Origin of the sequence: Microbacterium esteraromaticum (genome assembly GCF_028747645.1) — a bacterium.
GTDB lineage: Bacteria > Actinomycetota > Actinomycetes > Actinomycetales > Microbacteriaceae > Microbacterium > Microbacterium esteraromaticum_C.
On record NZ_CP118100.1, the window covers coordinates 787,381 to 809,661 of the forward strand.

The 22,281-nt window shown below is 68.4% G+C and carries 16 protein-coding genes; 13 read left to right on the forward strand and 3 right to left on the reverse strand.

All coding sequences use genetic code 11. The annotated features are described in order from the left end of the window. Window positions 1–141 precede the first annotated feature (141 nt). The 5 genes from guaB to PTQ19_RS03590 all read left to right on the forward strand — a co-directional run bounded on the left by guaB (window position 142) and on the right by PTQ19_RS03590 (window position 7,324). Window positions 142–1,644 (forward strand): IMP dehydrogenase, encoded by a 1,503-nt coding sequence (guaB, locus tag PTQ19_RS03570; RefSeq protein WP_179411573.1) that lies wholly within the window; start codon window positions 142–144, stop codon window positions 1,642–1,644. A gap of 256 nt (window positions 1,645–1,900) precedes the next feature. Further along, a complete protein-coding gene (locus PTQ19_RS03575) occupies window positions 1,901–2,452 on the forward strand; it encodes an OsmC family protein (protein ID WP_274368490.1) in 552 nt (183 codons plus the stop codon). Between the two features lie 82 nt (window positions 2,453–2,534). Continuing rightward, window positions 2,535–3,887, forward strand: a complete 1,353-nt coding sequence (locus PTQ19_RS03580) for an MFS transporter (RefSeq protein ID WP_274368491.1) — start codon at window positions 2,535–2,537, stop codon at window positions 3,885–3,887. Next, window positions 3,884–5,368 (forward strand): pyridoxal phosphate-dependent decarboxylase family protein, encoded by a 1,485-nt coding sequence (locus PTQ19_RS03585; protein ID WP_274368492.1) that lies wholly within the window; start codon window positions 3,884–3,886, stop codon window positions 5,366–5,368. Before PTQ19_RS03580 ends, PTQ19_RS03585 begins: the two co-directional genes overlap by 4 nt. A gap of 267 nt (window positions 5,369–5,635) precedes the next feature. Then, a complete protein-coding gene (locus PTQ19_RS03590; RefSeq protein WP_274368493.1) occupies window positions 5,636–7,324 on the forward strand; it encodes an ABC-F family ATP-binding cassette domain-containing protein in 1,689 nt (562 codons plus the stop codon). 149 nt (window positions 7,325–7,473) lie between these two features. Here PTQ19_RS03590 and PTQ19_RS03595 read toward each other — a convergent pair whose 3' ends face one another. Continuing rightward, window positions 7,474–8,316: a type IV toxin-antitoxin system AbiEi family antitoxin domain-containing protein gene (locus PTQ19_RS03595; protein WP_274368494.1), complete on the reverse strand. Its 843-nt coding sequence runs from the start codon at window positions 8,314–8,316 to the stop codon at window positions 7,474–7,476. 300 nt (window positions 8,317–8,616) lie between these two features. On the opposite strand from PTQ19_RS03595, the gene PTQ19_RS03600 reads away from it, so the two are divergent. The 5 genes from PTQ19_RS03600 (at window position 8,617) to guaA (ending at window position 17,679) form a co-directional block, all read left to right on the forward strand. Further along, the gene (locus PTQ19_RS03600; RefSeq protein ID WP_206551259.1) at window positions 8,617–9,735 is read left to right on the forward strand and encodes a GuaB3 family IMP dehydrogenase-related protein; all 1,119 of its coding nucleotides are present in this window, start codon (window positions 8,617–8,619) and stop codon (window positions 9,733–9,735) included. 14 nt (window positions 9,736–9,749) lie between these two features. After that, a complete protein-coding gene (locus PTQ19_RS03605; RefSeq protein WP_274368495.1) occupies window positions 9,750–10,559 on the forward strand; it encodes an SURF1 family protein in 810 nt (269 codons plus the stop codon). A gap of 203 nt (window positions 10,560–10,762) precedes the next feature. Continuing rightward, window positions 10,763–15,463, forward strand: a complete 4,701-nt coding sequence (locus PTQ19_RS03610; protein WP_274368496.1) for an ExeM/NucH family extracellular endonuclease — start codon at window positions 10,763–10,765, stop codon at window positions 15,461–15,463. Between the two features lie 144 nt (window positions 15,464–15,607). After that, a complete protein-coding gene (locus tag PTQ19_RS03615; protein ID WP_179411566.1) occupies window positions 15,608–16,096 on the forward strand; it encodes a DUF3817 domain-containing protein in 489 nt (162 codons plus the stop codon). Beyond that, window positions 16,093–17,679, forward strand: coding sequence for a glutamine-hydrolyzing GMP synthase (gene guaA, locus PTQ19_RS03620; RefSeq protein ID WP_179411565.1), 1,587 nt, complete (start codon window positions 16,093–16,095; stop codon window positions 17,677–17,679). Before PTQ19_RS03615 ends, guaA begins: the two co-directional genes overlap by 4 nt. Before the next feature lie 208 nt (window positions 17,680–17,887). Here guaA and PTQ19_RS03625 read toward each other — a convergent pair whose 3' ends face one another. After that, window positions 17,888–18,793 carry a Bax inhibitor-1/YccA family protein gene (locus tag PTQ19_RS03625; RefSeq protein ID WP_206550361.1) on the reverse strand — a complete coding sequence of 302 codons (906 nt, stop codon included), beginning with the start codon at window positions 18,791–18,793 and terminating at the stop codon, window positions 17,888–17,890. Window positions 18,794–18,881: 88 nt separating this feature from the next. Between PTQ19_RS03625 and PTQ19_RS03630 the strand changes: the two genes are divergently transcribed. Further along, window positions 18,882–19,868: a glycerophosphodiester phosphodiesterase family protein gene (locus PTQ19_RS03630; protein ID WP_274368497.1), complete on the forward strand. Its 987-nt coding sequence runs from the start codon at window positions 18,882–18,884 to the stop codon at window positions 19,866–19,868. 16 nt (window positions 19,869–19,884) lie between these two features. Here the strand turns inward: PTQ19_RS03630 and PTQ19_RS03635 are convergent, their stop codons facing one another. Next, window positions 19,885–20,262, reverse strand: coding sequence for a YccF domain-containing protein (locus PTQ19_RS03635; protein ID WP_274368498.1), 378 nt, complete (start codon window positions 20,260–20,262; stop codon window positions 19,885–19,887). A gap of 38 nt (window positions 20,263–20,300) precedes the next feature. On the opposite strand from PTQ19_RS03635, the gene PTQ19_RS03640 reads away from it, so the two are divergent. After that, window positions 20,301–21,260: an ABC transporter ATP-binding protein gene (locus PTQ19_RS03640; RefSeq protein ID WP_274368499.1), complete on the forward strand. Its 960-nt coding sequence runs from the start codon at window positions 20,301–20,303 to the stop codon at window positions 21,258–21,260. Further along, on the forward strand, window positions 21,257–22,276 hold the full coding sequence (locus PTQ19_RS03645; protein WP_206550358.1) for an ABC transporter permease: 1,020 nt from the start codon (window positions 21,257–21,259) through the stop codon (window positions 22,274–22,276). Before PTQ19_RS03640 ends, PTQ19_RS03645 begins: the two co-directional genes overlap by 4 nt. Window positions 22,277–22,281 lie beyond the last annotated feature (5 nt).

Consider the following 22,281-nt stretch of genomic DNA (forward strand, 5'->3'; position numbering starts at 1 on the left):
ATTCCGGGCGGGTTCATTCTCGGAATACCTGCAGGCGTCTGGCGCTTAGAATCGATAACACGACGGAGTCGGGCCGTCCCCGCTCCGCCGAAGCGCATCCGCCACGACACGGCGCCGATACGGCGCAGAGGAGCAAGTCTCATGCAGCAGAACGACCCCTTCGGCTTCGTCGGGCTCACCTACGATGATGTGCTGCTGCTGCCGGGTCATACCGATGTGATCCCCAGCGACGCCGACACCTCGTCGCGGATCACCCGCCGCATCTCCGTCGCCACCCCCCTGCTCTCCAGCGCTATGGACACCGTCACCGAGGCGCGCATGGCCATCGCCATGGCACGGGCCGGCGGCATCGGCATCCTGCACCGCAACCTGTCGATCGCCGATCAGGCCGCCGACGTCGACCGCGTCAAGCGCAGCGAGTCGGGCATGATCACCGACCCGATCACGACCGACCCCGAGGCGACCGTCGAAGAGGTTGACGGTCTCTGCGCCAAGTACCGCATCTCGGGTCTGCCCGTCGTCGATGGCGACGGCCGCCTGGTGGGCATCGTCACCAACCGCGATATGCGGTTCGTGACCGGTCGTGAGCGTCAGACCACCAAGGTCAAGGACGTCATGACCAGCGAGAACCTGGTCACCGCCAAGGTCGGCGTCGCTGCGGGCGAGGTCATCTCGCTGTTCGCGAAGCACCGCGTCGAGAAGCTGCCGCTGATCGACGACGCCGGCAAGCTCGCCGGGCTGATCACCATCAAGGACTTCGACAAGAGCGAGAAGTACCCGCTGGCGACCAAGGACGACCAGGGGCGCCTGCGCGTGGGCGCAGCGATCGGCTTCTTCGGCGACGCGTGGGAGCGCGCCGAGGCACTGCGTGACGCCGGCGTGGATGTGCTCGTCGTCGATACCGCCAATGGCCAGTCGCAGGGTGTGATCGACCTGGTTCAGCGTCTCAAGGCCGACGCCTCGTTCGACCACATCGACGTCATCGGCGGTAACGTCGCGACGCGTGAGGGCGCGCAGGCGCTGGTGGATGCCGGTGTCGACGCGGTCAAGGTCGGCGTGGGCCCCGGATCGATCTGCACCACCCGCGTGGTCGCCGGTGTCGGCGTTCCGCAGGTGACCGCCGTCTACGAGGCCTCGCTCGCCGCCGGCCCCGCCGGTGTTCCGGTGATCGCCGACGGTGGTCTGCAGTACTCCGGCGACATCGCCAAGGCGCTCGTCGCGGGTGCGGATGCTGTCATGCTGGGCTCGCTGCTGGCGGGCACCGACGAGTCGCCGGGCGAGATCGTCTTCCAGGCGGGCAAGCAGTTCAAGCAGTACCGCGGCATGGGCTCGCTGGGCGCGATGCAGACCCGCGGCAAGCAGACCTCGTACTCGAAGGACCGCTACTTCCAGGCTGACGTCCCCAGCGACGACAAGCTGATCCCCGAGGGCATCGAGGGCCAGGTGCCCTACCGTGGCCCGCTGTCGGCGGTGGCGTACCAGCTGATCGGTGGCCTGCGTCAGTCGATGTTCTACGTTGGCGCTCGCACCATCGACGAGCTCAAGCAGCGCGGCAAGTTCGTGCGCATCACCGCCGCCGGACTCAAGGAGTCGCACCCGCACGACGTGCAGATCGTCGTCGAGGCACCGAACTACAAGAAGTGAGTCTGCGCGTGGGCCGCTGACCCGGCTCGCGCTGCATGAGAACAGGCTCGTTGTTGAGAACAGGACGATTCCGCGGGAATCGTCCTGTTCTCGTTAACCGTCCTGTTCTCGGGTGCGGGGTGCAGGCAGCGGGGTGCGCCCCGGAGGCAAGGGCGGATGCCACAGGCGGGCCCGTATGTTGCATCCCGTGACGGTGTGTTGCGGGGCATGACGGATGCCGTGGCGCCGGCGTCGGGCATCCGATTACCGTCTCGGCATGACCCTTCTCAACGACCAGCTTCCCGCCATCGCTGACGTCACCGCGGAAGAGCGCTCGCAACGCCTCGCCGAAGCAGGAACCACCTGGAACGAACGCATTGCGCGCGACGCCGGCAACGCGCAGCTGACCTACAAGGTCACGGGGCGCGGGGTCGGGTCGGTCGGCACCGAGATCCGTGCCGGCGAGCACCGCTTCCTCGTCGACGAGCCCGGCGCGCTCGCCGGTGATGACGCTGCCGCGAGTCCGGTCGAGTATGCGCTCGGTGCGCTGATCTCGTGTCAGATCGTCGTCTTCCGGCTGTACGCCGAGGCGCTCGGCCTGACCATCGACGACATCGAGATCGAGGCCGAGGGTGACCTCGATGTGCGCAAGCTGTTCGGCATCGACGAGTCCGGCCGTGCCGGTTTCCACGATGTGCGCGTGCGCGTCGACATCACAGGACCCGATAGCGCCGAGCAGTACGAGAAGCTGCGCACGGTCGTCGAGGAGCGCTGCCCCGTGCTCGATCTGTTCGCCAACACCGTCCCGGTCTCGAGTCGTCTCAGCTGAGTCTGTTGCGGGCGAGCGCAGGGCGCGTCGGACCCGGCTCGCCCTGACCAGAGCGTCGGATGCCCGTCGCTAGAGTGGGCCCATGGATTCAGCGTCGAACCTGACACACGGGCAGGTGGCCAGATACGCCATGGGGTCACTGGGTACCGGCGGGTTCGCCACCCTGCCCGGTCTGGTGCTCGTCTACTACCTCACCGACTCGTTGGGGGTGACGGCGCTTGCCGCGGGAGCGATCGTGACCGCGGCCAAGGTCTGGGACGTGCTGATCGACCCGGTCATCGGCGGGCTCAGCGACAATGGCCTCGCCCGCACCGGAAGCAGACGCGGGCTGATGCGGATCGGCGCGATCGGTCTGCCGATCGCTTTCGTGCTGACCTTCGCGGTGCCGGCGGGGATCGGCCCTGCGGCATCCGCGATCTGGGTACTGATCGCATTCATCGCCGCGGCGACCTGCTTCAGCCTGTTCCAGGTGCCCTACATCGCCCTGCCTGCCGAACTCACCGACGGCTACCGTGAGCGCACGCGGCTGCTGACCTGGCGGGTGGTGATGCTCACCGTCGCGATCCTGTTGTTCGGCGCCGGTGGCCCCGAGATCCGGGGCATGTTCCCCGACGACCCGTTGCTGGGGTATCTGGTGATGGCGCTGGTCGCCGCTGTGGTGCTGGGTATCGGACTCTACATCGCGTCGACGGTTGCGCCGCAGCGTCCGCTGCTTCCGGTGCACCCGGGGGCGTCGATCGGCACCCATTACCGCGACGGAATCGCGGTGCTGCGGCAGAGCCAGCCGTTCCGCGCGCTGCTGGCGACGTTCATGCTGCAGGGTCTCGCCACGGGCCTGATGCTGGCCGCCGCGCAGTTCGTCGCTCGGTGGGTGCTGAACGATGAGGATGCCGTCACGCCGCTGTTCGCGTCATTGATCGCGCCCGCCCTGCTGATGGCCCCGGTCTGGAAGAAGATCGCCGATCGGATCGGCAAGGAGCGGGGATTCCGCCTGGCCAGCATGATCTTCCTGGTCGCCACGTTGGTGCTCACGGCGATGGTGTGGATGCCCGGGTGGTGGATCCTGTTGCCGGTCGCGCTCGCCGGTGCGGCCTACGCGGGCATGCAGACGTTGCCGATGGCGATGCTGCCGGATGTGATCGCCCACGACCGCAGCGAGACCGGTGGCGCGAACCGCTCCGGGATCTTCGGCGGGGTGTGGACCGCGGGTGAGACCACCGGCATGGCGCTCGGCGCGACGGTGCTGTCGATCGTGCTGGCGGCCACCGGGTACATCGAGACGACCGCGAACGTCGAGGTCGTCCAGCCGGATGCCGCCGTCACCGGCATCGCCGTCGCGTTCAGCCTGCTGCCCGCCGCACTGATGCTGGTCAGCCTCGCGACGTTGGCCCGTTATCGTCTGCGCGAGCACGACATCATCGGGACGTCGGCATGAGCGCGGTGGAGCCGCGACCGGCCGACGTTCTCGACCGGCTGCATCGGTTGCGCGCCGCTGACGCGCCGACGCACGGTGGGCGCGTGCTCTCGTACGTCTACGACTCGGGCGTGACCGAGCTCGATGAGTTGGCGGATGCCGCCGCGCGCCTGGCGCGGCCGCTGAACGGCCTCGACCCCACGGTGTTCCCGTCGATCGCCGCGATGGAGCGCGACGTGATCGGTTTCGCGCGGCGGATGCTGCACGGCCGGCGCTCTGCGGTCGGCACCGTCACCAGCGGCGGGACCGAGAGCTGCCTGCTCGCGGTCAAGTCCGCCCGCGACCTCTGGCGTGCTGAGAACCCGACGGATGCCGTACGGAAGCGGCCGCGGCTGGTGGCTCCGGCCACTGCTCACGCCGCATTCCAGAAAGCCGCGGCGCTGTTCGACCTCGACTTCGATCCGGTGCCGTGCGCGCCGGACGGGTCGGTTGATCCGGCCGAGATCATTGGGCGGATGGGCAACGATGTGGCGCTGGTGGTCGTCTCTGCGCCGAGCTATCCGACGGGCCTGCTCGACCCGGTCGGCGCCGTCGCCCCCGCCGCCGCCGACCGGGGCATCCCGTGTCACGTCGATGCCTGCTTCGGCGGTTTCGTCCTGCCGTGGTGGCCGAAGCTGCCGGCGTGGGACTTCCGAGTGCGCGGGGTCACCAGCATCTCGGCCGATCTGCACAAGTTCGGCTACGCACCCAAGGGCGTCTCGGTGCTGCTGCACGGCGGACCCCAGGCGCGCCGGCGCCGCCGCGCCCAGTTCTTCGCGACCACCCGCTGGGCGGGGTACCCGGTCGTCAATCCGACGCTGCTGGGTTCACGCTCGGCCTCTCCGCTCGCCGCCGCCTGGGCGATCACGCAGCATCTGGGTGACGAGGGCTACGCCGAGTTGACCGCTGCGATCCGCCGTGCCGCGATGGCCGTGCGGCGTGCGGTGCACGAGATCCCGGGGCTCGCGGTGCTCGGCGATCCGGTCGGACCCGCGATCGCCGTCGTCGCCGATGAGTCCGTTCCGTCCGCGCACCGCGTGGACCCGCATCGCCTGGCGGATGCCCTCACCCGGCACGGCTGGAAGATCCAGCACCAGCCAGGATTCACGCAATCCGACGGCGTGCGTATTCCGCACAGCGCGCACCTCACGCTCACACCGGCGCTCGACGACGGCATCGACGAGTTCACCGGGGCGCTGGCTGCGGCATCCGATGAGGTGCGCGGCGTGGCGCCCGCTGACGCGCGGGCCCTCGCCCGGGTCGTGACGGCGCTCGGGTACGGTCACGGCGGTCGCGTGCCGGGGCCGCGCGCCGCGTGGACGATGCTGCGCCTGGCCGGGGCCGCGAAGGTATCGGCCGATGCGCCGCTGGCCGCGCTGATGGCGCTGGTCGAGCTTCTCCCGGCGCCGGTCGCCGAGGCGCTGCTGTCAGAGTTGCTGGCGCGGCTGTCCGATCCGCGCTGATCGGGGCGGGCGCCGCGTGGCGTGCGCTGTGCGCTGTGCGTCGTGCCCCGCACGAGAACAGGCTCGTTGCCGAGAACAGGCTGGATTTCGAGCATCCATCCTGTTCTCGGGATTCGTCCTGTTCTCGGTGAGAGGAAGTGCGCGGTGGGGACGAGTAGCGAACGGCGAGGCACGCGCGGTGCGCGGGGAGAGTGAGCGCGACGGGGTCGGATGCCTGCGGCTGATAGCCTGGCAGGCTCGCCACTCGGTGGGCGGAAGGAAACCACCGTGGCCCACATCGATGTCAGTGCTCTTTCGCTGACCCTCCCTGACGGACGCCCCCTGCTCGATGACGTGACGTTCCGCGTCGGCTCCGGCGTGACCAGCGCGCTGATCGGGCCGAACGGCGCCGGCAAGTCGACCCTGCTGCGCATCATCCGCGGCGAACTCGCGGTGGATGCCGGTGCGGTGACCATCGACGGTTCCCTGGGGGTGATGGATCAGTTCGTCGGTCACGGCGACGGCGAGATGACCGTGCAAGATCTTCTGGTGAGCGTCGCGCCCACGCGCATCCGGGCCGCCGCCGAAGCACTCGACGCCGCCGAGAACGCGCTCATCGACGCCGAGAACGAGCGCACGCAGATGGCGTACGCGACCGCGCTCGCCGACTACGCGGATGCCGGTGGCTACGAGCACGAGACCGTGTGGGACCAGTGCACGGTGGCCGCGCTCGGTGTGCCCTACGACCGTGCCCGGTATCGCTCTCTCGACAGCCTTTCGGGCGGCGAGCAGAAGCGGCTCGCCCTGGAGGCGCTGTTGCGCGGTCCCGACGACGTGCTGCTTCTGGACGAGCCCGACAACTACCTCGATGTACCGGGAAAGCGCTGGTTGGAGCAATCTCTGCGCGACAGCGCGAAGACCGTGCTGCTGGTCTCGCACGATCGCGAGCTGCTGGCCAGAGCGGCCGATCGCATCATCACCCTGGAGGTCGGGGGAGCGGGCGCTACGGCGTGGGTGCACGGCGGTGGGTTCGCCACGTACCATCAGGCGCGCAGCGATCGCATGGACCGCCTCGACGAGCTGCGGCGCCGCTGGGACGAGCAGCACGCCAAGCTCAAGGCACTCGTCGCCACTCTCAAGGTCAAGGCGTCCGCCAACGACGGATTCGCGTCGCGCTACCAAGCGGCCCAGACCCGACTGCGCCGGTTCGAAGAGGCGGGTCCGCCCGAAGAGCGACCACCCGCACAGGACTTTGACATGCGTCTGCGTGGTGCGCGCACCGGCAAACGGGCGCTGGTGTGCAGCGGGCTCGAGCTCACGGGCCTGATGCGGCCGTTCGATGCCGAGATCTGGTTCGGCGATCGGGTGGCCGTGCTCGGCTCGAACGGCTCTGGCAAGTCGCACTTCCTGCGCCTGCTGGCCCGCGGTGGCAGCGACCCCGATCCCACCCGGGGACATCTCACGACAGCATCCGAGGCATTGCTTCCCGTTCCGCACGGCGGCGCGGCCGTGCTCGGCGCACGCGTGGTGCCCGGCTTGTTCGCGCAGACCCACGCCCACCCGGAGTTCGTCGGACGCACCCTGCTCGACATCCTGCACCGCGGCGATGACCGACGCGCGGGGATGCCTCGCGATGCGGCCAGCTCAGCCCTCGACCGCTACGGTCTGGTCCGGCAGGCGCAGCAGGCGTTCGAGCAGCTTTCCGGAGGACAGCAGGCACGCTTCCAGGTGCTGTTGCTGGAGCTCAGCGGGGCCACCATGCTGCTTCTCGATGAGCCCACCGACAACCTCGACCTGGAATCCGCCGAGGCGCTCGAACAGGCCATCGCGCGCTTCGAGGGTACCGTGCTGGCCGTCACCCACGACCGGTGGTTCGCGCGATCGTTCGACCGGTTCCTGGTCTTCGGCGAGGACGGTGACGTGTACGAGTCGGATGCCCCGGTCTGGGACGAGAAACGGGTGGTCCGCGCCCGGTGACATGCGCGAGGCGGGGGTCTCCCGCGAGCGGCCGGCGTGCGCCCGTGCACGAGAACAGGCTCGTTACCGAGAACAGGCGGGATTTCGGGCATCCGTCCTGTTCTCGGGATTTGTTCTGTTCTCGGTGACGCGACGCGCGGCCCAACCCCTCACCTGCGCGCCCGGTGCAGCCCCTGGGCGACGGCGTTGATGATCGTCTGCTGCACGTAGGTCGGGTCGAACATCACCTGTTGGTAGTCGAAGCGCAGCACGGTGTACCCGAGCAAGGCCAGCCGGGCGTCCTGACGCAGGTCGCGGCGGCGGTCCTTCGGCTTGCGGTGATGTGTGAACCCGTCCAGCTGCACCACCAGCCGTTCGCCGATCAGTGCGTCCACAGGGTGCCCGTCGATGATCACCTGCTGCTGCACCTCGACTCCGCAGCTGCGCGCGATCGCCAGGAAATGCGTCTCGACACCAGAGTCCGAAAGGGTGCCGACGACGTCGAGCACGTTCCGCACCGCGGTGCTGCGCCATTCCGTGCGGCGCAGCTGGGGGAGCGTCACGAGACCGATGCGCAGGGCCGACTCCCAGATCGCGGTCGCATCCGAGGGTTCCTGGCAACGACCCACGTGGTAGAGCACGTTCAGTATCGGATCCTCCACGGCGAAGCGCGCGACAGGTGCCGGGCCCGGTGCCCAGTGCAGCACATGGTCGTGATCCCCGAACCGAGACGACGTCGACGGGATCGCGAGATGCACCCGGGGGTCGTCGTTCGACCACAGCCCGAGCCGCTTCGCCGCCGTCACACACGTCACGCGACCGCTCACCTCGGCCGCCGCGCGATGCGCGCGAGAACACGGCGGGGTGACGAGCCAGGAACGTCGCACCCGCTCGGCCCTACCGGCCTCGACTGCGCTCCGCATCTCGTGCGCGGAGTAGCCAGCGGCGCGCAGATCCCTACTGTGTGCGACGCCGCCCCGCTGTCGCATCCAGGTGTCCAGGGGAGTTCTCATGCCACGACGATGCCGGTTGCGGGCATCGCCGTCTGTCGGTTTCGCGCCTTCTGGGGAGAACTCGTGCGAAATCGCGTTTGTGGAGGGAGAGTGGCGGTGCCGCGTCGCCGGGCGGCGGCGTCACCGAGAACAGGACGGATGCTGAGAACAGGACGGATGCTGCAGAATCAGCCTGTTCTCAGCAACGGGCCTGTTCTCGTGTGGGCATGTGCGGGCAAGTGCGAGCATGCGCGGCGAGATCGGGGCGGTGACCGCACGGAAGGGCCATGTCGGCCCGACGGGTAGGGTGGAGGGGTGAGCATGGACATCGAGATCGGCCGAGGCAAGCGTGCGCGACGCGCCTACACGTTCGACGACATTGCGGTCGTGCCGTCGCGACGCACCCGCAACCCCGAAGACGTGTCGACGGCCTGGACGATCGACGCGTTCTCGTTCGACATCCCGGTGATCGGCGCGCCGATGGACTCGGTGATCAGCCCGCAGACGGCGATCATGCTGGGCCAGCTCGGCGGCGTCGGTGTGCTCGACCTCGAGGGCCTGTGGACCCGGTACGAGAACCCGCAGCCGATGCTCGACGAGATCGCTGCTCTGCCGGCCGAGCAGGCGACCGTGCGCATGCAGCAGCTGTACTCCGAGCCGATCAAGCCCGAGCTCATCAAACAGCGCCTCGCCGAGATCCGCGAGGCCGGTGTCACCGTGGCCGGCTCGCTGACCCCGCAGCGCACGCAGGAGCTGTACGAGACCGTCGTGGCCGCCGGTGTCGACCTGTTCGTGATCCGCGGCACCACCGTGTCGGCCGAGCACGTCTCCAGCGTCACCGAGCCGCTGAACCTGAAGAAGTTCATCTACGACCTCGATGTGCCCGTCATCGTCGGCGGCGCGTCGACCTACACCGCGGCGCTGCACCTGATGCGCACCGGAGCGGCTGGTGTGCTCGTCGGTTTCGGTGGGGGAGCGGCATCCACCACACGCGTGACCCTCGGCATCCACGCCCCCATGGCGACGGCCGTCTCGGACGTCGCCGCGGCGCGCCGTGACTACCTCGACGAGTCGGGCGGACGCTACGTGCACGTGATCGCCGACGGCGGCGTGGGCACCTCCGGCGACATGGTCAAGGCTCTCGCGATGGGGGCGGATGCCGTCATGCTGGGCGTCGCGCTCTCGCGTGCCACGGATGCACCCGGTCAGGGCTTCCACTGGGGTGCTGAGGCACACCACCCGCAGCTTCCGCGCGGACGCCGTGTGGCGGTCGACCGCGTCGCGAACCTTGAAGAGATCCTGTACGGCCCGGCCCCGGTCGCGGACGGCACCGCCAACCTGATCGGCGCGCTGCGCAAGTCGATGGCCACCACCGGCTACTCCGACCTGAAGGAGTTCCAGCGGGTCGAGGTCGTGCTGGCGCCGTACGAACTGGGATGACGACACGAGCCGGGATGAGCACGACGGAGCCCGACGCGACACCGCGATTCGCCCCCACGCTGCGCGAGGTCATGCTGCGTCCGCGCTGGATGGGCGTGCTCGGGCTGTGCCTGATCGTCGCCGGCGTGTTCGCCTGGCTCGGACAGTGGCAGCTGGCCAGTGCGATCGATACCGACCCGCCTCCGCCCGGTGCGACAGAGCAGGTGCTCCCGCTGACCGAGGTCATCGAACCGGGCACATACCTCGCTGAGGAACTGGGCGGGCAGAAGGTCACCACCACCGGCACATGGGTACCCGAGGACTTCATCGTCATCTCCTCGCGCGTGAACGACGGTGCCGAGGGCTACTGGGTTAGCGGTCAGCTGCGGGTCGCCGAGCGCACGTCGATCGCCGTGGCGCTCGGGTGGGCTCCGACGCGCGAGCAGGCGGATGCCGCCGTCGCGTCCCTCACACAGGCGGGCGCCGTACCGGCTGACCTGCAGGGGCGGCTCATCGACGACGAGGGTGTCCAGGTGCCGCCGAGTACCGAGCCGATGCGGCTGGATCGGATGTCTCCCGCAGCGCTGCTGAGCCGCTGGCACGACACCGAGCAACTCGATGTCTACCGGCCGTACCTGGCCTCGATCGAGGCTCCGCAGGGGCTGGTCGACATCAGCTCGCCGGCACCCGAGCTGAAGTCGCCGATCAACTGGCTCAACATCTTCTACGCCATCGAATGGGCGGTCTTCGCCGGCTTCGCGTTCTACCTCTGGTATCGCCTTGCGCGCGATGCGTGGGAGCGCGAGGTCGAGGAGTTCGAGGACGCCACGAGTAGCGCAGCCTGAGCGGGTTCTTCGCACCAGGCCGCGCCGCAGGCTGACGCGCGCGACTGCTGTTCCGCTGCCGTTCACCCCGGCGACGCTTTGGTGCTTGCCCGGTGTCGGCGCCGACCCCTATGGTCGCATTCATGCGCGTGTTCCCGTGGCACGCGTCGGTCGCGGGGTTCACAGCACCTCCTGACCGTTCACCGATGGAGGAGACTGCAACGATGATGCCCGATCTCCGGGACGCGAGCCGCACGGCTTCCGCACCCCGACACCGGATGCGAGCGCGCTGGGGCGCACTCGCACTGACGACCGCATGCGCGATGAGCCTCGGAACGCTCGTCGCCACCCCCGCCTTCGCCAACCCGGCAGGCACGGGCGTGGTCATCAACGAGGCGTACCTGTCCGGCGGAAGCGCCGGCGCTGCGTTCACGCACAAGTTCGTCGAGCTGTACAACCCGACCGACCAGGACATCGTCCTCGACGGCATGTCGCTGCAGTACCGCTCTTCGGGCGGCACGGGGGAGTTCACCGGGCTCGGTGTGCTGACCGGCACGATTCCTGCCGGTGGCTACTTCCTGGTGAAGGGTGGCCAGAACGGCGGCGCGAATGCGCAGGGTGATGCGCTTCCGGCGCCGGATGCCACCAGCGGCAATCTCAACTTCAGCGGTTCCGCCGGCACCATCGCGCTGGTGCAGGGCACCACGGCGATCACGCTGACGCCCGGTTCCTCCGTGGGTGCTGAGAACGTCATCGACCTGCTCGGCTACGGCACCTCCAACACGTTCGAGACCGCCGCGGCGACCGCGCCGTCGGGCAACACCGACGTCAAGTCGCTGAACCGCACCGACGCGGTGGATACCGACGACAACAGCGCCGACTTCTCGCTGTCCGCCGACATCACTCCGACCAACGCCGCCGGCGAGACCAGCGGCGAGACCGACGGTGGTGACGGTGGCGCCGTGATCGAGGCGACCATCGCTGAGGTGCAGGGCACCGCAGGCGCGTCTCCGCTGGTTGACGAGACCGTCAAGGTCGAGGGCGTCATCACCGCCGACCACCGCACCGGAGGATACAACGGCATCGTCATCCAGACCGCCGGTTCCGGTGGCAGCGACGCCGCGCGCGAAGCATCCGACGGCGTGTTCGTCTACCTCAACGGCAAGAGCGTTCCCGGTGAGATCGGCGATCTCGTCTCGGTGACGGGAGTGGTCGGAGAGTACTTCGGTCAGACCCAGATCACGCCGGCGTCGGCATCCGATGTCACCGTCGTGACCGCCGAGGCGGGCCTGCCCGCGCTCACCCCGCTGCCCGCCACGGTCGTCGGCGACGACCGCGAGGCCTACGAGAGCATGCTCGTCGCGCCGACCGGCGACTACGCAGTGGCCTCCAGCCACCAGCTGTACAACTACGGAACGCTGTGGCTGAACCCCGGCGAGCTGAACGTCAAGAGCACAGAGATGCACCGGCCCGGTGCCGACGCCGACGCCGTCGCGGCGGCCAACCGTGCTGAGCGCATCCTGCTCGACGACGGCTACAGCATCCAGGTCAGCAACAGTGGCCACCCCGGCGACCAGCCCTACTTCACGAAGGACGTCGTCGTGCGCAATGGCGACGTCGTCGACTTCGGAGACATCGGCTTCGTGCTGCAGTACGGCTTCAACGACTGGCGTCTGCAGCCCACGACTCCGCTGAACAGCGAGTCGCCCGCGGCGCAGAAGGTCACCTTCGATACGCAGAACCCGCGCCCCGAGGTTCCGACCGTCGGTGGCGACGTGCAGGTCGCGGCGTTCAACGTCTACAACTACTTCACGACGCTGCGCTCCGAGAACGCGGATGCCCGTGGCGCCGGCGACGCGGCGCAGTTCGCGATTCAGAAGTCGAAGATCGTCACGGCGATCAACGATCTGGACGCGGAGATCGTCGCGCTGATGGAGATCGAGAACTCGGTCAAGTTCGGCGACCCCGTCGACACGGCGCTCGCCGACCTCGTCGACGGGCTCAACGCCGCCGCCGGCAGTGAGGTCTGGGACTACGTGCCCACGCCCGAGGTGCTGGACAACGCCGCGATCACCGACTTCATCACGAACGCGATCATCTACAAGAAGGATGCGGTCTCGACCATCGGCGACAGCGCCTCGATCGTCGACGAGACGGTGTGGGACATCGCTCGTGAGCCGATCGCGCAGGCGTTCGACATCGACGGCCGCACCGTCACGGTGGTCGCGAACCACTTCAAGTCCAAGGGCGGTAGCGGTGCCGAGCCGGCCGACGGACAGGGGCGTTTCAACGCCGAGCGCGTCGAGCAGGCCGAGTCGCTGCTGGACTTCACCGAGCAGCTCGCCGATGACGCGGGCAGCGAGGACATCCTGCTGATCGGTGACTTCAACGCCTACAGCGAGGAAGACCCGATCGACGTGTTCGCTTCGGAGGGATGGAGCAGCCTCGTCGCTGACCGTACCGACGGTCAGTACACCTACACGTTCGACGGTGAGCTCGGCTCGCTCGACCACGTGATCGCCTCGCCGTCGCTGGTGCCGTCGATCACCGACGCGGCCGTATGGGCCATCAACTCGCCCGAGTGGAGCGACCGGGGCTACGCCTTCGGCGCCGCCGAGACCGGTACCCCCTACCGCTCGAGCGACCACGACCCGATCCTGGTCGGTGTCTCGGCGTCGGCCCCGCCGGTGAGCATCGACATCGCCACGATCAACGACTTCCACGGTCGGATCGAAGCCGATGGTGCTGCTGCTGGTGCCGCGGTCCTGGCCGGTGCTGTGCAGCACGTGCGCGACGAGAACCCGAACACGATCTTCGCCGCCGCCGGTGACCTGATCGGCGCATCGACGTTCACGTCGTTCATCAACAACGACGAGCCGACCATCGACGCGCTCAACGCCGCCGGGCTCGATGTGAGCGCCGCGGGCAACCACGAGTTCGACCAGGGCTGGGAAGACCTGCGCGACCGTGTGCAGGACCGGGCCGACTGGGAGTACGTCGCGGCGAACGTGTTCCTGACCGACACCGGTCAGCCTGCGCTCGCCCCGGCCTGGGTCAAGGAGATGGACGGCGTGCGCGTCGGCTTCGTTGGCGCCGTGACCGAGGATCTTGGTTCGCTGGTCCGCCCCGAGGGCATCGCCGACCTCGAGGTGCGCAGCATCGTCGACTCGGTCAACGCCGTGGCTGACGACCTGCGCGACGGCAACAGCGCCAACGGCGAAGCCGACGTGGTCATCCTGCTGGTGCACGAGGGCGCTTCCACCGTCGTGGTCGAGGACATCACCCCCGACACCCCGCTGGGCGAGATCGTCTACGGCGTCGACGGCGACGTGGATGCCATCGTCTCGGCCCACACCCACCTGGCCTACAACCACGTGATCGACGGACGCCCGGTGATCTCGGCCGGTGAGTACGGCAAGAACCTCGGTGTGATGAACCTGCAGGTCGACCGCGACACCAAGGAGCTGCTCTCTATCGAGAACGAGATCCGTCCGCTGGCCACCGAGGTCGCACCGCGCCAGTGGGAGGGCAACTACCCGGCCGTTCCCGAGGTGCAGCAGATCGTTGACGCCGCCGTGGCGGAGGCCGCCGTGCTCGGTGCCGTCAAGGTGGGCGACATCACCGCCGATTTCCTGCGGGCACGCCAGAGCGACGGCACCACCGAGAACCGCGGTGGCGAGTCGACGATCGGCAACTTCGTCGCCGATGTGCAGCAGTGGGCGACCGACGCTGACGTCGCACTGATGAACCCGGGTGGTCTGCGGGCCAACCTCAACTTCGCGTCCTCGGACGCCGAGGACCCGGATGGCAACGTGACCTACCGCGAGGCGGCGACGGTGCAGCCGTTTGCCAATACGCTGGTCACGCAGCAGCTCACCGGTGCGCAGCTCAAGAGCGTGCTCGAAGAGCAGTGGCAGCCCGAGGGCGCCAGCCGTCCGTTCCTCAAGCTCGGTGTCTCGGAGGGGCTGGTGTACACCTACGACCCGACCGCCGCTCAGGGCGAGCGCATCACCTCGATGATGCTCGACGGTGAGGCGATCGACATGTCCGCCAGCTACACCGTCGCGGCCAACTCGTTCCTCGCCGGTGGTGGCGACAACTTCGCCACGCTCGCCGAGGGCACCGACAAGCGCGACACCGGCCGCATCGACCTGCAGTCGATGGTCGACTGGTTCGACGCGAACGGCACCGCGACCCCCGACTACGCGCAGCGTGCGGTCGGCGTGGTGCTCGACCCGGCAGATGACGAGTTCAGCGCCGGCACCGAGGTGACCGTTTCGCTGTCGTCGCTGGCGTTCAGCGCCGGTGAGCCCGCTCCGGGCGACGTCACGCTGTCGCTGGGCGCGACTCAGCTGGCGTCGGGCGCGATCGACCCCGCTGTCGTCGACACCACCGACGAGGTCGGGCGTGCGAGCCTGACGTTCACGGTCCCGGACGACGTGACCGGTGCGCAGACGCTCACCGTCGCGGTCGCTTCGACCGGCACGGTCGTGCAGGTGCCGTTCCGCATCGCCGCCGAGGTTGCCGAGGGCACGATCTCGCTCGACCGCTCGACGGTCGCGGCGGGCGAGTCGGTGACGATCTCGGGTGAGGGCTTCCCCGCCGGCGAGAAGGTCATGCTCGAACTGCGCTCCACGCCGGTTCAGCTCGGCTCGGCGACCGTTCGTGAGGACGGCACGCTGTCGGCCACCGTCATGATCCCGAAGGGCACCGCGGCCGGTGAGCACAGCATCGTCGCGATCCTGACCGATGGATCAGAGGCGAGCGCGAAGATCACGGTCACCGCGGCCGGCGGTGACACGGGCTCCGGTGACGGCGATCTCGCCACCACGGGTGCAGACTCGACCGCCTTCATCGTGCTGGCCGTGCTTCTGCTGGTGGCCGGTGGGGCGCTCGTGCTGATCCGCCGCCGAATGCGGGCATGAGTGCATGCCGGCTGATGCTCGAGGGATGATTCCCCAGGGCTGAAAGCCACGGGCCCGCCGCAGACGACACGTCTGCGGCGGGCCTTCGCGTTGCCCCGCACAACGCGCCAATCGCCCGCGCGCTCGGCGGCTAGAATGGAGGGCATGCCCGAGCCCAGAGTCGCCAGCTTCCCGGCGATCCGCGGAGCGCTGAAGTTCTATCAGATCGCATCGATCATCACCGGCGTCATGCTGCTGCTGCTCGTCGCCGAGATGGTGCTGAAGTACACGCCGATCCGTCTCGAACTCTTCCTCGGAGGGTCCGGCGGATTCCTCTGGTTCGCCGATGTCATCGAAGGTCCCGAGGGCCTGGAATCGACCGGTGATGGGATCAACCTGTCGCTCGGCGTCCTCATCGTGCACGGCTGGTTCTACGTCGTGTACCTCTTCGCCTGCTTCCGCATGTGGAGCCTGATGCGCTGGAAGTTCCTGCGATTCATCTGGCTCGCCCTCGGCGGCGTCATCCCGTTCCTGTCGTTCATCATGGAGGCGCGGGTCGCGCGCGACGTGAAGACGTACCTCGCCGAGCGGGAGGCCGCCGACGCCGCGGCTGGAGCAGAACCTCAGAACTCTCAAACGGAAGGTGCCCGGTGACCGAGCAGACCGAGACCCAGCAGCGCCCCGCGCTCGTCGTCGATTTCGGCGCACAGTACGCCCAGCTGATCGCCCGCCGCGTCCGCGAGGCCGGCGTCTACAGCGAGATCGTGCCGCACACGGCGACGGCTGAAGAGATCGCTGCCAAGAACCCGGTGGCGCTGATCCTGTCGGGCGGTCCCTCGTCGGTGTACGAGGACGGCGCCCCCAAGCTCGACCCGGCCGTGTTCGATCTCGGTGTGCCGACGTTGGGCATTTGCTACGGGTTCCAGTACATGGCGCAGACGCTCGGCGGCGAGGTGGCACACACCGGCCTGCGCGAGTACGGCGCGACCGACGCCCACATCACGGCAGAGGGCAGCACGTTGCTGGGCGACCAGCCCGCCGAGCAGAACGTGTGGATGAGCCACGGCGACCAGGTCGCCCGCGCGCCCGAGGGTTTCGAGGTGCTCGCCTCGACCGATGCCACCAAGGTCGCGGCGTTCGCTGACGAGAACCGTCGTTTCTACGGTGTGCAGTGGCACCCCGAGGTGAAGCACTCCGATCATGGCCAGGCCATCATCGAGAACTTCCTGCACAAGGGTGCGGGCCTGCCCGCCGACTGGAACAGCGACAACGTCATCGCCGAGCAGATCGAGCGCATCCGCGAGCAGGTCGGCGACGCCCGCGTCATCTCGGCGCTCTCGGGAGGTGTCGACTCGGCCGTTTCGACCGCCCTGGTTCACCGTGCCATCGGCGACCAGCTGACGGCGGTCTTCGTGGACCACGGTCTGCTGCGCAAGGGCGAGCGCGAGCAGGTCGAGAAGGACTACGTCGAGTCGACGGGTGTGCGTCTGATCACCGTCGATGCCGTCGACACGTTCCTGGGGCACCTGGCCGGGGTCACCGACCCCGAGACCAAGCGCAAGATCATCGGCCGTGAGTTCATTCGTGCGTTCGAGCAGGTGCAGCGCGATCTGGTCGAAGAGGCCAAGGCCACGGGTGGCGCGCCCGTGAAGTTCCTCGTGCAGGGCACGCTGTACCCCGACGTCGTCGAGTCCGGCGGCGGATCGGGCACCGCCAACATCAAGTCGCACCACAACGTCGGCGGCCTGCCGGACGACCTCGACTTCGAGCTCGTCGAGCCGCTGCGCGCGCTGTTCAAGGACGAGGTACGTGCGATCGGTCGTGAGCTCGGCATTCCTGAGGCGATCGTCGGGCGTCAGCCCTTCCCGGGGCCCGGCCTCGGCATCCGCATCATCGGCGAGGTGACTCGCGAGCGCCTCGAGGTGCTGCGCGAGGCCGACGCCATCGCGCGCGAGGAGCTCACCAAGGCCGGCCTCGACCAGACGATCTGGCAGTGCCCGGTCGTGCTGCTCGCCGACGTCCGTTCGGTGGGCGTGCAGGGCGACGGACGCACCTACGGGCATCCGATCGTGCTGCGTCCGGTCTCGTCGGAAGACGCGATGACCGCTGACTGGACCCGCCTGCCCTACGACGTGCTCGCGAAGATCTCGAACCGCATCACCAACGAGGTGCGCGAGGTCAACCGGGTCGTGCTCGACGTCACTTCGAAGCCACCGGCAACCATCGAGTGGGAGTGAGAGAAGGGGTCGCGAGAGCGGCCCCTTCTTCGTTTCCGGCACCCGTCATCCGCTGAGAAACCACTTCCCGTCTGAGGAACCACGTGTGAGGTGGTTTCTCATGCCGGAAGTGGTTTTTCGGCGGGATGCGTGGTGACGACAACAATGCCCCGGGCACACGAAAAGGGCCGCCCTCCGAGGAGAGCGGCCCTTTCGAGAAGAACGTCCGTCAGTCGCTGCCGCGCAGGATCGCGATCATCCGCAGGATCTCGATGTACAGCCAGACGACGGTGACCATGATGCCGAAGCCTCCGAGCCAGCCGTACTTGCGGGGGGCGCCGTTGCGCACACCCTGCTGGATCTGGTCGAAGTCGAGCACCAGCGAGTACGCGGCCATGAAGACCACGAGCACGCCGATGATCAGGCCGAGCGGGATGCCCGCGACCTCGATGCTGCGCATACCGAAGGCGCCACCGGCCATCGGGACGCCGACCCACATCAGGATGAGGTTCAGCACCGAGAACGCCAGGTAGCCGAACATGGCGATCATGAAGATCTTGGTCATCTTCTTCGAGGCACGGATCTTGCCGCTGGCGAACAGGGCGAGGGTCACACCCACGACGGCGAGGGTAGCGAGGGTTGCCTGCATGACGATGCCGGGGAAGATGGTCTCGAACCAGGCCGAGATCGCACCGATGAACAGACCCTCGAAGGCGGCGTACGCCCAGATCAGGGCGGGGCGCACCTTCTTGCGCGAGGTGAACGTCACGACCAGGGCGAGCACGAACCCGCCGAGGGCGCCGACGATCCACGGCGTGAGGTCAGCGCCGATCTGCCCGGTGGTCGGGTCGACGTACAGCGTCGACATCGTCCACATCCAGCCCGCGACAGCGGTGACCAGCAGGATTCCGAACAGGCCGACGGTCTTCCAGATGGTGTCCTCGACGGTCATCCGGTCGGTCTCGATGGCGCCGGCGGGCGGAGCGGCGAACATGCCCTCCAGCTGCGCGTTCGCGGCGGCATCCGCAGCGGCGTGCTGAGCCGACGGCGGCGGCGGGGGCGCGTACTGCGTCGACGCGCCGTTGCCGCTGCGCGGCTCCTGGAACGCCGGGTTGTTGAATGCGAAGTTGCTCATTGGTGGCCTCTACTCCCGAGGGATCGGTCAACGCTTACCCCCACGATACCGGGACGAGGCTATGAGCACGCTCGTTTACGCTGAGAACGTGCCCAGGAGATCGCCACTTGTCATCGGGCACCGCGGTGCACCCGGATACCGCCCCGAACACAGCCGCTCGTCGTACGAACTCGCGTTCGCGATGGGAGTGGATGCTGTCGAACCCGACGTCGTCGCCAGCAAGGATGGCGTGCTCGTGCTGAGGCATGAGAACGAGATCTCGGGCACCACCGACGTCGCTGACCGGCCGGAGTTCGCCGACCGCCGAACGACCAAGAGGATCGACGGGGAGTCGCTGACCGGCTGGTTCACCGAGGACTTCACCTGGGCCGAGCTTGCCACGCTGCGCACGCGTGAGCGGCTGCCCAAGATCCGCCGGTCGAGCGCGAGCTTCGATGATGCCCAGCCCATCCTGCGGCTGACCGACCTGCTCGAGATGGTGCGCCGGGCCTCGGCCGAGCACGGTCGCGAGATCGGGGTCGTGCTCGAGGTGAAGCACGCCACCTATTTCGCGGGCGTCGGACTCGACCTGGTGCCGCTCATCGAGCGTGATCTGCGCGCGACCGGCTGGGCCGACGGCGCTCTGCCGCTGATCGTCGAGGCCTTCGAGTCGACGCTGCTGCACCGTCTCAGAAAGACCGGTATCGCGGCATCCTTCATCTATCTCATCGAGGCGAAGGGCAAGCCCTTCGACCTCGTCGCCGCGCACGGTCGTGCCGCTCCCAAGTACGCCGACGAGGTCACGCCGGTCGGGCTCGACGCGCTTGTGGGCACCGTGGATGGCATCAGTGTGAACAAGCGGATGCTACTGGCATCCGACTCCACGCTGGTGGCCGATGCGCACGCACGCGGCCTGCGCGTGTTCACGTGGACGTGCCGCCCCGAGAATGCGTTCCTGTCGGCGCCGTACCGCGCCGGTGGCGGCAAGGCCGCCTTCGGAGACTACGAGTCGGAGTGGAGCGTGATCGCCCGCACCGGCGTCGATGGCGTGTTCGTCGACCACCCCGACCTGGGCGTGGCGTTCTTCCGCGGCTGAGGGTTCGCGACCGTCGTCAGCGCGTCGCGCGCACGATCTCTTTGCCGAGTGGCATGAGTGAGATCGGCACCATCTTGAACGCGGCGATGCCCATGGGGATGCCGATGATCGTCAGGCACATCGCCACACCGGTCACGATGTGCCCGATGGCGAGCCACCATCCGGCCAGCACGACCCAGATGATGTTGCCGAGCAGCGAGCCGACGCCCGAGGTGGAGCGGTCGACGACGTCGCGCCCGAAGGGCCAGAACGCGTAGTTCGCGAGGCGGAACGACGCGATCGCCCACGGGATCGTGATGATCGGAACGCACAGCAGGATGCCCGCGAGCACGTAGCCGAGGAACATGGACCACCCGGCGAAGATGACCCAGATGATGTTGAGGATGGTGCGCATGCCCTGATTCTCGCATCACCTGTCCTAGGCTTCGGGGCATGTGTGGAATCAGTGCGGAGGGGGTGCGCCGCTCATTCGGATCGGTGCACGCAGTGTCGGATGCCACGTTCCGGGCGGAACCGGGGCGGGTCACAGGGCTGGTCGGCCCGAACGGAGCGGGAAAGACGACGCTGCTGCTGATGCTGGCATCGCTGCTGGCGCCGGATGCCGGCAGCATCCGCATCGGTGATGTCGATCCGGTCGCGGACCCGGCGGCGGCACGGCGGATGCTGGGATGGATGCCCGATGCGCTGGGAGCCTGGCCGTCGCTGACCGCCCGCGAGAGCATCGTGACCACCGCGCGCCTGCATGACATGTCGCCGGCCGACGCAGCCGCCCGCGCGGATGAACTGCTGCATGTGGTCGGTCTCGCCGAGCTTGCGGCATCACCGGCGCGGGTGCTCTCGCGCGGACAGAAGCAGAAGCTGGGGCTCGCCCGCGCGCTGGTGCACGACCCGCAGGTGCTGCTGCTCGATGAGCCGGCCTCCGGCCTCGATCCCGAGGCGCGCGTGCACCTGCGCGTGATGCTGCGCGATCTCGCCGCGCAGGGCAAGACCGTGCTGATCTCCAGCCACGTGCTCTCCGAGTTGGAGGAAGTCGTCGACGACGTCGTCTTCATGGTCGCCGGGGCAATGGTCGATGCCGCGGGCGCGCCCTCGGCGCGCGCGTATCGGGTGCGGGTGGCGGGTGCGGATGCCCGTGCCGGCGTCGCCGAGGCGCTGGGCCTGCCGGCGGAGAGCGTGGGGTCCGACCGGGGTGACGCGCTGGTGTCGTTCACCGATGACACCGCTGCCGTCGAGGGGCTGCGCCGCATGATCACGGCGGGACTACCGGTGCTGGAGTTCGCACCGGCGCAGAGCGCCCTGGAGGAGTCCTTCCTGGCGCTGCGGCAGCCGGGCGGTCAGCATCCGACGCCGCCGCAGACCCCGGACGCACCCCAGGAAGGAGCGGGCGCATGAGCTTCGCACGCATCACCACCCTCGCCCGACTCGAACTCACGCAGCGCCTGCGCAGCGTGGGCTGGTACGTGCTGCTGGGCGTCTTCGTACTGCTGCTGATCGGCATCACGCTGCTGTCGTTCATGGTGTTCTCGTTCCAGAGCGAACCGAACGCGGGCGTTTACTCGATCGTGGTCAACTTCGTGTTGCTGCTGGTGGTGCTCGTCTCACCGACGTTGAGCGGCAACGCGATCAACGGCGACCGTGAGGCCGCCACCCTCGCACCCGTGCAGGTCACCGCAGCGACGACCGGTGACATCATGCTGGGCAAGCTGCTCGCCGCTGTCGCGACCGGCTCGATCTTCCTGCTGATCGCCGTGCCGTTCCTGCTCATCAGCATGCTCGGTGGCGGGGTGACGGCGGGGATGCTGATCGTGTCGTTGCTGGTGCTGCTGGCCGAGATCATCGTCGTCGCCGCCATCGGCGTGGGACTGAGCGGTCTGATCGCACGACCGCTCTTCTCGATAGCGACCACCTATCTCGCCGTGGCCGCGCTCGTCGTCGGAACGCTGATCGCCTTCGGGCTCGGCGGCACGGCGATCCAGTCCGAGGCGCGTGGCTACGAGCGGCCGTGGGATGAGACGACCGGTGAGCCGGTGTGCGATGAGTGGGTGGAGGTCAATTACAACCAGCCCCGTTTCGACCTGGTGTGGGGATTCCTCGCGGCCAACCCGTTCGTGGTGCTCGCCGATGCGACCCCGACGACCTTCTCTCACGGGTATCCGAACGACCTCTTCGGACAGGTGAAGGTCGGCGTCCGTCTGGCCCAGCTGCCGCCCGAGATCGAGCGCTGGGACGCCTGCGAGAACGGGTGGATCGAGAGCCCGACGTCGCAGGAGCAGATCGAGGACACCGTACCGAGCTGGTTCGTGGGACTCGGGCTCCAGGCGCTGATCGCCGGCGGTCTGTTCGCGGGCGCCTGGGCGCGCACGCGAACGCCCGCGCGGCGCTTGCCGCCGGGTACCCGGATCGCCTGAGCGGT

Excerpts from the sequence above, each read along its gene's own strand:
- guaB (WP_179411573.1), top strand. The coding sequence starts at position 142 with ATGCAGCAGAACGACCCCTTCGGCTTCGTCGGGCTCACCTACGATGAT.
- PTQ19_RS03575 (WP_274368490.1), top strand. The coding sequence starts at position 1,901 with ATGACCCTTCTCAACGACCAGCTTCCCGCCATCGCTGACGTCACCGCG.
- PTQ19_RS03580 (WP_274368491.1), top strand. The coding sequence starts at position 2,535 with ATGGATTCAGCGTCGAACCTGACACACGGGCAGGTGGCCAGATACGCC.
- PTQ19_RS03585 (WP_274368492.1), top strand. The coding sequence starts at position 3,884 with ATGAGCGCGGTGGAGCCGCGACCGGCCGACGTTCTCGACCGGCTGCAT.
- PTQ19_RS03595 (WP_274368494.1), bottom strand. The coding sequence starts at position 8,316 with ATGAGAACTCCCCTGGACACCTGGATGCGACAGCGGGGCGGCGTCGCA.
- PTQ19_RS03600 (WP_206551259.1), top strand. The coding sequence starts at position 8,617 with ATGGACATCGAGATCGGCCGAGGCAAGCGTGCGCGACGCGCCTACACG.
- PTQ19_RS03605 (WP_274368495.1), top strand. The coding sequence starts at position 9,750 with ATGAGCACGACGGAGCCCGACGCGACACCGCGATTCGCCCCCACGCTG.
- PTQ19_RS03610 (WP_274368496.1), top strand. The coding sequence starts at position 10,763 with ATGATGCCCGATCTCCGGGACGCGAGCCGCACGGCTTCCGCACCCCGA.
- PTQ19_RS03615 (WP_179411566.1), top strand. The coding sequence starts at position 15,608 with ATGCCCGAGCCCAGAGTCGCCAGCTTCCCGGCGATCCGCGGAGCGCTG.
- PTQ19_RS03625 (WP_206550361.1), bottom strand. The coding sequence starts at position 18,793 with ATGAGCAACTTCGCATTCAACAACCCGGCGTTCCAGGAGCCGCGCAGC.
- PTQ19_RS03635 (WP_274368498.1), bottom strand. The coding sequence starts at position 20,262 with ATGCGCACCATCCTCAACATCATCTGGGTCATCTTCGCCGGGTGGTCC.
- PTQ19_RS03640 (WP_274368499.1), top strand. The coding sequence starts at position 20,301 with ATGTGTGGAATCAGTGCGGAGGGGGTGCGCCGCTCATTCGGATCGGTG.
- PTQ19_RS03645 (WP_206550358.1), top strand. The coding sequence starts at position 21,257 with ATGAGCTTCGCACGCATCACCACCCTCGCCCGACTCGAACTCACGCAG.